The organism is Vibrio sp. R10-SG3-ISO3 (assembly GCF_059834225.1).
In genome coordinates this window covers 46,301-58,882 of the sequence record NZ_JCBDHE010000045.1, presented here as the reverse complement: position 1 = coordinate 58,882, position 12,582 = coordinate 46,301, and the positions used below count along the sequence as shown (strand labels likewise).

Annotated in this window: 11 protein-coding genes; 8 read left to right on the top strand and 3 right to left on the bottom strand. The window is 50.3% G+C overall.

Features of this window, described 5'->3' with window-relative positions; all coding sequences use genetic code 11:
* The first annotated feature begins 71 nt into the window (after positions 1-71).
* Positions 72-1,379, top strand: coding sequence for a serine--tRNA ligase (serS, locus tag AC6R1A_RS13005; RefSeq protein WP_334552554.1), 1,308 nt, complete (start codon positions 72-74; stop codon positions 1,377-1,379).
* A gap of 90 nt (positions 1,380-1,469) precedes the next feature.
* On the opposite strand, the gene ansA is transcribed toward serS, so the two are convergent.
* Positions 1,470-2,486, bottom strand: coding sequence for an asparaginase (ansA, locus tag AC6R1A_RS13000; RefSeq protein ID WP_334552553.1), 1,017 nt, complete (start codon positions 2,484-2,486; stop codon positions 1,470-1,472).
* A 115-nt stretch (positions 2,487-2,601) separates the two neighbouring features.
* Positions 2,602-4,452, bottom strand: a complete 1,851-nt coding sequence (gene sppA / locus AC6R1A_RS12995; RefSeq protein WP_500626094.1) for a signal peptide peptidase SppA — start codon at positions 4,450-4,452, stop codon at positions 2,602-2,604.
* Between the two features lie 199 nt (positions 4,453-4,651).
* Here sppA and AC6R1A_RS12990 point away from each other — a divergent pair, with 199 nt between their 5' ends.
* Positions 4,652-6,655, top strand: coding sequence for an FAD-dependent oxidoreductase (locus tag AC6R1A_RS12990; protein WP_487901242.1), 2,004 nt, complete (start codon positions 4,652-4,654; stop codon positions 6,653-6,655).
* 68 nt (positions 6,656-6,723) lie between these two features.
* On the opposite strand, the gene purU is transcribed toward AC6R1A_RS12990, so the two are convergent.
* Entirely contained in the window at positions 6,724-7,557 is an 834-nt protein-coding gene (gene purU, locus AC6R1A_RS12985) for a formyltetrahydrofolate deformylase (RefSeq protein WP_487901103.1), read from the bottom strand.
* 266 nt (positions 7,558-7,823) lie between these two features.
* On the opposite strand from purU, the gene AC6R1A_RS12980 reads away from it, so the two are divergent.
* The 6 genes from AC6R1A_RS12980 (at position 7,824) to AC6R1A_RS12955 (ending at position 12,545) form a co-directional block, all read left to right on the top strand.
* On the top strand, positions 7,824-8,024 hold the full coding sequence (locus tag AC6R1A_RS12980; RefSeq protein ID WP_500630316.1) for a hypothetical protein: 201 nt from the start codon (positions 7,824-7,826) through the stop codon (positions 8,022-8,024).
* 113 nt (positions 8,025-8,137) lie between these two features.
* Positions 8,138-10,054 carry a DNA repair helicase YoaA gene (gene yoaA, locus AC6R1A_RS12975; protein WP_500630315.1) on the top strand — a complete coding sequence of 639 codons (1,917 nt, stop codon included), beginning with the start codon at positions 8,138-8,140 and terminating at the stop codon, positions 10,052-10,054.
* A gap of 23 nt (positions 10,055-10,077) precedes the next feature.
* Positions 10,078-10,779 (top strand): tRNA (adenosine(37)-N6)-threonylcarbamoyltransferase complex dimerization subunit type 1 TsaB, encoded by a 702-nt coding sequence (tsaB, locus tag AC6R1A_RS12970; protein ID WP_500630314.1) that lies wholly within the window; start codon positions 10,078-10,080, stop codon positions 10,777-10,779.
* 40 nt (positions 10,780-10,819) lie between these two features.
* Positions 10,820-11,122 (top strand): chromosome partitioning protein ParA, encoded by a 303-nt coding sequence (locus AC6R1A_RS12965; RefSeq protein ID WP_500630313.1) that lies wholly within the window; start codon positions 10,820-10,822, stop codon positions 11,120-11,122.
* A gap of 32 nt (positions 11,123-11,154) precedes the next feature.
* Entirely contained in the window at positions 11,155-11,691 is a 537-nt protein-coding gene (locus AC6R1A_RS12960) for a Slp family lipoprotein (RefSeq protein ID WP_500630312.1), read from the top strand.
* Positions 11,688-12,545, top strand: a complete 858-nt coding sequence (locus AC6R1A_RS12955) for an alpha/beta fold hydrolase (RefSeq protein WP_500630311.1) — start codon at positions 11,688-11,690, stop codon at positions 12,543-12,545. The genes AC6R1A_RS12960 and AC6R1A_RS12955 overlap by 4 nt, the downstream gene beginning before the upstream one ends.
* Positions 12,546-12,582: the final 37 nt, after the last annotated feature.

The following is a 12,582-nucleotide window of genomic DNA, read 5'->3' as shown; positions in this document are numbered from 1 at the left end:
CACCACAGTGGCAGGCCAAAATCAGAAACGCACATTCTTAAAGCACATTATTGATAAGCATAGGGTTAACAATGCTGGATTCTAAATTACTTCGTACAGAGCTGGATGACACAGCTGCAAAACTAGCGCGCCGAGGCTTTAACCTTGACGTTGAGACAATCCGTACACTTGAAGAGCAACGCAAGTCGATTCAAGTCGAAGTTGAAAATTTACAATCCACTCGTAACTCCATCTCCAAGCAGATCGGTCAATTGATGGCGAAAGGTGACAAAGCCGGCGCAGAAGAGATCAAAAAGCAAATCGGTTCTCTTGGTAGCGATCTTGACGCGAAAAAAGCGGAACTGGACGTGATTATGGCGAAGCTCGATGACATTACGTTATCTGTGCCTAACTTGCCAGCAGAGGATGTGCCAGACGGTAAAGACGAAAACGACAACGTGGAAATCTCACGTTGGGGTGAACCTAAAACTTACGACTTCGAAGTGAAAGATCATGTCGATTTAGGTGAGATTGCAGGCGGTCTTGATTTTGCTAGCGCCACCAAGATCACCGGCGCGCGCTTTATTGTCATGAAAGGCCAGTTTGCTCGCCTTCACCGTGCGATCGCACAGTTCATGCTGGACTTGCATACCGAGCAGCACGGCTACACGGAAATGTACGTGCCGTACCTTGTTAACTCTGACAGCTTGTTTGGCACAGGACAACTACCTAAGTTTGGTAAAGACTTGTTCCATACCGAGCCGCTTGAAGAGAAAGCCAGCGACGAAGAGCTACGTCGTCTTTCATTGATTCCTACGGCAGAAGTGCCAGTGACCAACATGGTGCGTGACACCATCTCTGATGAAGCGGATTTGCCTCTAAAGATGACGGCTCACACCCCTTGTTTCCGCTCTGAAGCGGGATCGTACGGTCGTGATACGCGTGGTTTGATTCGTATGCACCAATTTGACAAAGTTGAGCTGGTTCAAATCACCAAACCAGAAGATTCAATGGATGCATTGGAAGAGCTAACGGGTCATGCTGAGAAAGTCCTGCAACTGCTTGAACTTCCTTACCGTAAAGTAGTGCTATGTACCGGTGACATGGGCTTTGGTGCGCGTAAGACTTACGATTTGGAAGTCTGGGTACCGGCGCAGCAGACCTACCGTGAGATTTCATCTTGTTCAAACATGTGGGACTTCCAAGCTCGTCGTATGCAGGCGCGTTTCCGTCGTAAAGGCGAGAAGAAGCCTGAGTTGGTCCACACACTTAATGGCTCTGGCCTCGCAGTGGGTCGTACTATGGTGGCGATTCTTGAGAACAACCAGCAAGCTGATGGCCGTATTGAGATTCCTGCCGTGCTGCAACCTTACATGGGCGGCGCGACGCACATCGGTTAATGACCTATCGGTGTCATCATCGTTGACATAGCTAGGGGCTGATGTTGAACATCAGCCCCTTTTTTATGATTTGATTTGAGTCACATCGGACTAGAGCGTCATCTCGCCGCGCAGCACCTGTTGCATTTGCACTTTTACCTCGTCGTAAGAGAGGTTTTGGCTGAGCAAATAATGCAGTTTGGCTAGCGCCGCTTCGCGCGTCATATCAAAACCGCTGATCACGCCTGCTTCAGCCAAGGCGCAGCCTGTTGCGTAACCGCCCATGTTGACTTTACCCGCCAAACACTGGGTTAAGTTCACGACGATCACACCACGTTCAGACGCCTCTTGAAGATGAGCCAGAAGCTGTGGGTTTTGCGGCGCGTTGCCAACACCAAAAGTCAGCAGAATCATCGCATTCACAGGTTGTAGCAGGGTGTTGCGAATGACTTCATGCGAGATGCCAGGGTACATGGTAATGACGCCAATCGGCTGAGGGGTAATATCATGCACTTTAAACTCGCCACTCGGCATTTGGCCTACCGTGACATCTTTGCTCACTTGAATATTAATACCTGCTTCCAACAGAGGAGGTAAGTTGGGTGATGTAAAAGCATTAAAGCCGTCGGCATGAGATTTTGTGCTTCGGTTACCGCGCATCAGTTTGTTGTTAAAAAACAGCGTCACTTCGTTGATGGGGTAATTGGCAGCGATGTGCAGGGCATTGAGCAAATTCGCTTGGCCGTCAGAGCGCAGTTCTGCCAGTGGAATTTGTGAGCCTGTCACAATCACGGGTTTACCTAAGTTCTCCAGCATGAAAGAGAGCGCGGAGGCGGTGTACGCCATGGTGTCGGTGCCGTGAAGAATGACAAAGCCGTCGTACTTGTCGTAGTTATCACGGATGTCGTCAGCAATTTGTTGCCAGTCGGCCGGGGTCATGTCGGACGAATCAATCAGCGGGTCGTATTCGTGAATGGTGTATTCAGGCATTTCTGGGCGGTGGAACTCCGGCATACTTGCGAGCTGTTTTTCCATAAATCCAGCCACCGGCACGTAACCGTGATCATGTGACTTTTTCATGCCAATTGTTCCGCCTGTGTAGGCGATGTAGATATGTTTTCTAGCCATGACTCAGAAACCGTATGTAGGGAAGTGTGCGCGATTATATATTAATTACTCGCAGAAAAAAGGGCATGGCAGCGTGAGTGGCGCTGTCATGCCCTAGGTCAGAGGAGTGCTTGTCCTATTGCACTTGGCAGTTCAAGCAAAACGCATAGTGACCTTTAGGATCATTGAAGCTTTGCAATAGGTCGGCATCACTACTCAATTGATGAATCACGGGAGAGAGTGAGGCGGGTAGCAGCGCGCTTACGTCTAAGCCAACGCGCACTTCCACTTGGTTGATAAGCTCTTGCAAGAACTGCTGCGCTGGAGAGAGTGGCTCTTCAACCCAGTAAATGTTGTAGTCCTCGACGTTAGCAAGCTCAGCCGCGAGTGCAATCGCATCGTCAAAATCACCAATTTTGTCGATAAGGCCTAGGTTTAGGGCGTCTTGACCCGTCCAAACGCGACCTTGTGCCAGCGCGTCCATATCTTTGCGCGGAATATCTCGAGCGTCGCTGACCAAGCCGACAAAGCGATGGTAGCCATGCTCGATACCCATCTGAATGGCTTGCGAGGCGCCGTCTGACAAACCGGTGGTCACACCGACATCAGAAAAGGGTGATGTGCCAACGCCATCGGTATAAATGCCGAGTTTGTTGAGCCCTTTTTCAAATGTCGTGATAACACTGAAGATACCAATTGACCCGGTGAGCGTCGTTGGCTGCGCCACAATGCTGTCGGCGCTCATTGATATCCAGTAACCGCCAGAGGCCGCTAGGCTCGACATCGACACCACCACAGGCTTGCCCGCCGCGCGTAGCGCTTCGACTTCATTGCGAATTACTTCTGAGGCGAAGGCGCTGCCTCCGGGGCTGTCAACGCGCAACACGACCGCTTTCACCTTGTCATCGCTGCGCGCTTGACGAAGTAAGGCAGCAGTGGTGTCGCCACCGACGGTACCACGCGGCTGTGAGCCGTCCATGATCGCGCCGCTTGCCACCACGACGGCAATATCATCTTGGGCAAGGTTCAGCGGCATGCGCATGGTCGGTAAGTATTCATAGTAAGTGATGTAGTTGTAGCTATCGTCACCATCACTGCCAAACACGTCGATCAGTTCGCTGCGCACTTGTTGGCGTGTCGCTAGTTGATCCACCAAGCCTAATCCTTTAGAGAGCGCCGCTAAATCACCTTGGTATTGCTCAAGCAGTGTTAGGAAGCTATCCATATCTGGATTGAGTTTTTCTGCACTGATTTGGCGGTTGGTCGCCACATCGTCAACGTACGCGCCCCACAGTTGACCGAGCCAACGTGACGCGGATTCACGCGCTTCATCGGACATATCATCACGCAGAAACGGTTCCACAGCCGATTTATAGCTGCCGACACGGAAAACGTGTGTGCTGACATCCAGCTTTTCAAGCAAGGTTTTGTAGTACAGCGAGTACGCGCTGTAGCCTTTGAGCATCACAGCGCCATCCGGGGCAAGATAAATCTTATCCGCGTAGCTGGCGAGGTAGTACTGGCTTTGGTTGTAGATGTCCCCGACCGCATAGATGGGCTTGCCCGATGCTTTAAACTCATTCAAGGCTTTGGCGATGTAACGCAGTTTCGTGAGATTGGTTTCCGGCATGTCACGCAGCGCGAGCACTAGGCCGCTGATGCTGTTGTCGTCTTTGGCGTGGCGAATGGTGTCCACCAGCTCAAACAGGACATTCTCTCTTGGCATCTCTTGGCCAAATAGGGAGCCGGTCAAAGAGTCCATCGCGTTGATGTAGCGAGGCTGCTCAACAATCGGGCCAGAGAGGTTAAGCACGAGTGCGGATTCTTTTGGTACCGATGGCGGCGGGGCATCCGTAGCGGTGTAGAGGAAGTAGATAACAGCGATGCTCGCCAAAAAGATCAGATTGGTTAGGGCGATGCGTAGGAAGGTGAGCAGTTTCCACATTCCCTTGAAAATCATCCCTATGATTTTGAATATTTTTTTCATTCTATCTCCGCTGCGACGTCAACGCAGGTGATGGGGTTACCCTAGATGTCCGGACACCCTCCATCCTACTGAAACTCGTGGAGTGGAACAACTGTAAGATTGATCGGTGTTACAAAAATGTAAACGCCTGTTTGATTTTTTATAAAGAAGCTCATATCGTGGTCAGACCACAATAATAAACAGTATAGTGATGTCTGCCATGTACCCAAACCTACTCAAGCCCTTAGATCTCGGCTTTACTCAGATTCGAAACCGTGTCTTGATGGGCTCTATGCACACCGGCCTTGAGGAACAGAAAGAAGGCCTTGGAAAACTTGCCGCTTTCTACGCTGAACGTGCCAAAGGCGGTGTCGGTTTAATTGTGACGGGTGGCTTTTCGCCCAATTTACGCGGTCGTCTTCATCCATTTTCGGCTGAATTTAGTAAGCCGAAACATGCACAAGCACACAAGGTCGTGACCGAAGCGGTCCACCAACATGGCAGCAAGATTGCGTTGCAACTGTTGCACGCAGGTCGCTATGCAATGCACCCCTTCTCCCAAAGTGCTTCTTCCATCAAAGCGCCCATTGCGCGTTTTGCACCGAGTGAGATGAGTACTCGTCAAATCAAGAAAACCATCGACGCGTTTGCAAACAGTGCGCAGTTAGCTCAGTTGGCAGGATATGATGGCGTGGAAGTAATGGGGTCGGAAGGTTATCTCATTAACCAGTTCATCTGTAAACGAACCAATATGCGCTACGACGATTGGGGCGGTAGTTACGAAAATCGTATGCGTTTTCCCCTAGAGATCGTCAAAGCCATTCGAAAAGCAGTTGGCGAAGAATTCATTATCATTTTCCGTCTATCGATGCTGGATCTGGTGGAAGAGGGCAGCACATTTGATGAAGTGGTGATGCTCGCCAAAGCGCTAGAAGCGGCTGGGGTCACCATCATCAACACCGGCATCGGCTGGCACGAAGCGCGGATTCCAACCATTGCGACGCAAGTCCCGCGAGGCGCGTTTACGTGGGTGACCGAGAAAGTGAAGCCGCATGTCAATGTGCCGATTGTGACGTGTAACCGAATCAATATGCCCGATGAAGCGGAGCGAATCTTAGAGAGTGGCCATGCGGATATGGTCTCGATGGCGCGTCCATTCTTAGCAGACCCATATTTCGTCGCCAAAGCCGAGCAGGACAAGGCGAAGCTCATCAACACCTGCATCGGTTGTAACCAAGCCTGTCTGGACAATGTCTTCAAAGGTAAACGTGCAAGCTGCTTAGTCAACCCGCTCGCCTGTCGAGAGGAAGAGTGGATTGTCTCGCCGGTGCAGAAGGCGAAAAACATTGCCGTGGTGGGCGCAGGTCCTGCTGGCCTGGCGTGTGCCACGACTTTGGCCGAGCGAGGCCATCAAGTGGATTTGTTTGAACGCAGTGACCGTATCGGTGGTCAGTTCCGTCTTGCCATGCAGATCCCGGGCAAGGAAGAGTTTCGTGAAACCATCCGCTATTTTGCTAACCGCATTGATGAAACGGGCGTCAAACTCCATTTAGAGACGGAAGCGAATTTCGATCTATTGGCGGAGTACGATGAAGTGGTCATGGCCAGTGGTGTTGAACCTCGTAAAGTGACTATTGAGGGGATTGATAACCAAGAGAAAGTGGTGGATTACCAAACTCTAATTCGCGAAAAAACCTACGTTGGCGACAAGGTGGCGATTGTGGGAGCCGGCGGCATTGGTGTCGACGTTGCCACCATGCTCACCGAGCCTCAAGGACACAATCTTGACGATTGGCTGCATGAGTGGGGTATCGACAAAGCGATTTCACATCCGGGCGGCTTGTTCCCTTACCCAGATTCGCTCAGTGATAAAACCGTGTGGGTGTTGCAACGTCGTAAAGGGCGTGTCGGCAAAGGTCCGGGAAAAACCACAGGTTGGATTCATAAGCGGACACTGGAAAAACGTGGGGTTCACCTGCTTGGTGGGGTGAGTTACGAGAAGATTGACGACCAAGGACTGCACATTGCGATTGATGAACAAAAGCAGTTACTCGAGGCCGACAAAGTGATCATCTGCGCGGGCCAAGAATCCGTTCGTCCGTTTGAGAATGAGTGGGAGAAGTTTGGCGACAAACTGCATGTGATTGGCGGCGCGGATTATGCCGGTGAGTTGGATGCGGTGCGTGCAATTAAACAAGGTGTCGAGCTGGCGATTAAGCTCTAATGTGTTCAATAGAAAACGCCAGATGGAGTCGCTCCATCTGGCGTTTTTTTATTCCCACTGAGAAAGCGTTACAAAATGACCGTCTTGTTTCCGTAGACAAATACATGGTCATTAAGGACTTTGGTTAGCGCTTTGCTGAGAACGTTTTTCTCCACATCGCGACCTGCTTGCGCCATATCTTGGGCGTTGAAGTTATGATCGACTGGAATTACGTCCTGCTTAATGATCGGGCCTTCATCGAGGTCGTTGGTGACAAAATGCGCCGTTGCGCCGATGATTTTGACACCGCGCTCATACGCTTGCTGATATGGTTTCGCGCCAATAAACGCAGGCAAGAAGCTGTGGTGAATGTTGATGATCTTATGGTTGTACTTTTCGACAAAAGAGGGAGTAAGAACGCGCATGTATTTCGCGAGCACTAAGTAGTGCGGTTCATACTGCTCAATCACTTCCAGCATTTTCTGCTCATGCTCCTCACGGTTTAACCCTTCGTGAGAGACGCAGTGATAAGGAATGTCAAACTTTTCTGTCAGGCTTTGCAGGTTGTCGTAGTTACCGACCACGGCCGCAATCTCAACATCTAGGCTACCATCGTAATTTTTCATAAGAATATCACCCAAGCAGTGCGCTTCTTTGGTGACCAAAATGACAATGCGTTTGCGCTCAGAGCCAATCAATTTACGTTTCGTACCGGCAGGTAGCGCTTGGTCTAGATCGGCCAACAAGGTTTGATCATTAAAGTAACCTTCCAATTCGGTACGCATGAAGAAGTGGCCGCTGGTATTGTCGACAAATTCGTTGTTGTGAATGATGTTGAGTTGATGCTTATAACAGATGTTAGTGATTTTAGAAATCAGGCCCGCAGCGTCTGTACAGTGCGTCAGTAGTGTTTTCTTTTCCATTAAGTCGATACTTCCGAGAATTATTTTTTTTTAAAAGTAAAATTTTTGCGCCGCTTCGAACGGTGAAGCCACACGCAATATTGAAGCTACAATTAAACTAATATCAGATTGGTTTCAACAATTAATCTGAGTTAATTGATTATCTGCTTCTCTGTATCGTCAACGAAGGTCGCAGGCCAGTGAAATGAGGGCGCACTGTTCGGGCAATACGAATAAGCTCAAGGTTGACTCATTCTACTCTCAAAGAGTTGTTTAAGGTGGTATGTATGGATAAAGAACTCCTCGCCCGCAAACTGTATTCTGAGCGTGTTCATGCGCTGCTCGGTGATCATGAAATTGATGAACAAATTTTAGGAGAAATGTGGGAATGCAAAGCGTCGCCAAGTGAAGCGGCCAGAGCCATGCTTGATCAGCACACTGGATTTTCCGGTCCTGCGTGGTTAGCGCGTTACCTCAACAAACGCTAATCCACTCGTCACCTCTCTACTTGCTTATCTACCAACTTAGGGCGCGAAACACATTCGCGCCCTTTTTAAAAAACTGACATAATCCCCAGTAACCCCTCTTATCGTATTGTCGAATGATTGCAAAAACCTTCACTCAAGATGGCGCCTTGGGCAAGGCCATCCCAGGCTTTCAGCCTCGCCAAGCACAGTTAGATATGGCAGAGGCGGTGCATCAAGCGATTCAAGATGGTTCGCAGCTCGTGGTTGAAGCGGGAACGGGAACCGGAAAAACGTTCGCCTACTTGGTGCCCGCGCTGCAAAGCGGCAAGAAAACCGTAATCAGTACTGGTTCAAAGAACTTACAAGAGCAGCTCTACCACCGCGATCTACCACTGATGGTCGAAGCGCTCGGGTTTTACGGACAAGTGGCCTTGCTGAAAGGTCGTGCTAACTATCTCTGTCTAGATCGTCTAAGTCGACAAATGCTCGAGAGTCACCATCAAAGTTCGGATCCGACCTTACTCAGTCAGTTGGTCAAAGTGCGCAGCTGGTCTTCAGAGACAAAAACCGGAGATTTGGGCGATTGTGATGCGATTGCGGAAGACAGCCCTGTGATTCCGACCATTACGTCCACCAACGATAACTGCTTGGGAAAAGAGTGCCCTAGCTACCAAGACTGTTTTGTACTCAAAGCGCGTAAAAAAGCGATGGAAGCGGATGTGGTTGTCGTCAATCATCACCTCTTTTTGGCCGATTTAGCCATTAAAGAGACGGGGTTTGGTGAACTGATCCCAGAATCGGACGTGTTTATATTCGACGAGGCACACCAACTGCCGGATATTGCTAGCCAGTATTTTGGTCAGTCGTTATCCAGTCGCCAAATACAGGAGCTGTGCAAAGATATTGAGATCGCCTATCGCACCGAAGCAAAAGACATGCGTCAACTGCAAAAGGTCGCGGAAAAACTGGGTCAATGTGCGATGGATCTGCGCATTACTCTGGGTGAACCTGGGTTTCGTGGCAATTGGCGTGAAGCGATCAAATCACCGTCGATCGCTCGAGAGTTGAACCGTCTTGAAGAGAGCCTTGATTTTACCGTTGAAGTGTTGAAATTAGCCCTTGGCCGCAGCCAGTTGCTTGATAGCGCTTTTGAGCGAGCGAGTACCATCAAAGCGCGCTTGGAGCGCGTGTGTGATGTCTCTATCACGGGCTACTCCTACTGGTATGACACGACGCCTCGTCATTTCAGTTTGCACATTACGCCCTTGAGTGTGGCGGATAAGTTCCATGAACAAATGACGCTCAAACCCGGTGCGTGGGTATTTACCTCTGCAACGTTAGCGGTTAATCAAGATTTTGCGCACTTCACGTCTCGTTTGGGTATACAGCCCACTCAGCAGATGTCGCTACCTAGCCCATTTGATTACCAACAGCAGGCGAGACTTTGCGTGCCCCGTTATCTTCCCGAGCCAAATTCGGCGGGTTTACCAGACAAACTGGTTGCTTTACTCGCGTCTGTCATTGAACAAAACCAAGGTCGCTGCTTTTTCTTGTGTACCTCCCATTCGATGATGCGAGAGTTGACTGAGCGATTTCGCGCGGTACTCAATGTCCCGGTTCTTATGCAAGGTGAGACAAGTAAACAAAAGACCTTGGCGGAGTTTATGGAGTTGGGTAATGCACTGCTGGTGGCGACAGGGGCCTTTTGGGAAGGGATAGATGTTAGAGGCGACGCGCTGAGCTGTGTTATTATCGACAAACTGCCGTTTACCGCGCCCGATGACCCACTGCTTAAAGCACGTATTGAGGATTGTCAGTTAAAAGGGGGAGACCCGTTTGCACAGGTACAAATTCCTGATGCGGTGATTACGTTAAAGCAGGGCGTAGGGCGATTGATTCGTGATAAAACGGACAGGGGAGCGCTAATCATTTGTGATAATCGATTAGTAACACGTGATTACGGTGGTGTGTTCTTAGCCAGTTTACCTCCAATTCCTCGTACACGGGATATTGAAGCGATAAAGCAGTTCCTCCAGCCCAATAAAGATTAATGAAATTAGATTTAGAGAACATCATGAGCGCAAAAATTCTTGCCCTAGATACCGCTACAGAGAACTGCTCTGTGGCCCTATTAGCCTTCGACAAAGTGTTTGTTCGCAGTGAAGTCGCCCCGCGTGATCACACCAAGAAGATTCTTCCTATGGTCGATGAAGTGCTAAAAGAAGCCGGGCTTACGCTACAAGATTTAGACGCGTTAGCCTTTGGTCAAGGCCCGGGTAGTTTTACTGGCGTACGTATTGGCATTGGTATTGCACAAGGTTTAGCGTTTGGTGCGGATCTGCCCATGATTGGTGTGTCGACACTCGCCGCGATGGCTCAAGGTAGCTACCGTCTCCACCAAGCGGAGCAAGTTGCGTGCGCCATTGATGCTCGCATGAGTGAAGTGTATTGGGGACGTTTTCAGCGTCAAGAAGATGGCAGCTGGGCCAATGTGGATGAAGAGTGCGTGATTGCTCCCGATGAGCTCGTTCAACGCACGCCTTCTGATGCGCAGTGCTGGCACACGGCAGGAACGGGGTGGCAAACCTATCAAGCTCCGCTGGCGGAACTCCCATTAACGCTGAAAGCGGGTGATGTGCTGTTCCCGGATGCGCAGGATATGGTGATCTTGGCCGAGCAAGCTTGGCGAGAGGGACTCAGTGTCAGTGCAGAAGAAGCCAGCCCTGTTTATCTTCGCGATACGGTTGCGTGGAAAAAGCTTCCTGGGCGTGAATAATACTCTGCCCAGTGAGCGCACAGCGAAATGAGTGAATAGTATGGTGTCTATAAACGGTTTACCCCCCTCGGTCCCCGGACCGAATCGTGCGAATAAAGCCAATAAAAAACAGGGGGTAAACAAGCAAAGTAAGGGTAACGAGGTTTCGCAGCCGACCAAGGTGGCAAACGCCGTTGCGAATTCTATTCGCCCCATCACAGAATCTGACGTCGAACGGGCGAAGGTTCAATATGATCTTCCAGAAGGCAAGAGCCGTAAAGCGATGGAAGAGTATATGAATGTGATGCATCAGGTGAAGCGAGATGAACTCTCGCAGATGCTTGGTGTCGATCTCTATATCTAGCACACTTTCCTTTTTCCGATAAAGAGTCTCCGATGAAATCAGCACTACTCCTTTTTGCGACTACGTTTCTCATGACGGCATGCAGCACACTGCCCACACAGCTAGTGAATGACGACCCTGCGCTCGTGACAGATTACGCGCAGTGGGATGCCTCACAATCTCACCCTGTGCGCCTTGGCGGCGTGATTGCCGACGTGAAGAATCTGGATTCACAAACGCGGATAGAAATAGTCAATCTGCCTATCTCAAGTAGTGGTAAGCCTGACATCACGCAAGAGCCCAACGGTCGCTACGTCGCCTATGTGCCCGGTTTTGTGGATCCTGTCAGCTTAGCTGAAGGACGCTTGATCACGACGCTGGGGCAATCTGCGGGTGTCGAAGAGGGTAAAGTCGGTGATTACTTACATCAGTTTCCTGTGATGAAACAAGCGACCCTTCACTTGTGGCGTATTGAAGAGCGTGTGATTGTGGATGACTTTGGCAGCTATATGTTCCCTTGCCGAGGCTACTACTGTCGTGATGTGGGGTACCGACCAAGAGAAGGGCGCGTGATTCAGGAAGTCAAATGACGTTTGAACATTGCCACTACCAGATTGACGGCGGCAAGGTCGCCACCCTTGAGCTAGGAGATAAACAAACGGCCGGTGTCTCGGTCGTTTTTTTGCACGGTTGGTTAGACAACGCCGCCAGTTTCACTACTGTAATGACAGCACTAGCGCATCAGTTACCTCACGCCCACTTGTGCGCCGTAGACTTGCCTGGACATGGGCACTCATTTCATAAAGCCTCTCCTCATTTCTATTCGTTTCATGACTATATCGACGATGTTTACCAAGTTTTGGCTAAGTTATCGCCAAACAGAACCGTATTGGTTGGACATTCGCTTGGTGCTTTGATCGCAAGTTGCTATAGTGCCGCGTTTCCAGAACAGGTGGCTGGATTAGTCCAGATTGAAGGCGATGGGCCGCTTGCGGAGACGCCGGAGTGTGCGGTCACAAGATTGCGCCAAGGGGTGATGAGCCGCCAACGTATTCGTCGTAAGCCTGTGCGTTTGATGAGCTCAGCGGACGATGCGGTAGCCCGGCGTGCCTCGGTCAACTCGCTGACGGAGGCACAAATTACGCCGCTTGTGCTGCGCGGAATTAAGCAAACCGAACAGGGCTGGGCTTGGCGCCATGACACCGCTTTGCAAAGTGACTCCCTCTACCGGATGTCTCATCAGCATGCTCAAGCGATCCGCGATGCGATAGTCTGCCCTCAGATCATTGTGCTGGGAGAGCAAGGCTTTTCTCATTTGAAGCCCATGACGTCAGAGGCAAATCCGGTGCGCGAGTTTGTCACCCTCTCGGGCGGACATCACTGCCATTTAGAGCATCCTTCTAGAGTATCTGACCTAATTTTTGGCTTAGTTAACAAAATTTAAACAAGTGTTTGAGTCTTCCGTGCGCGGGCGCTGCGCC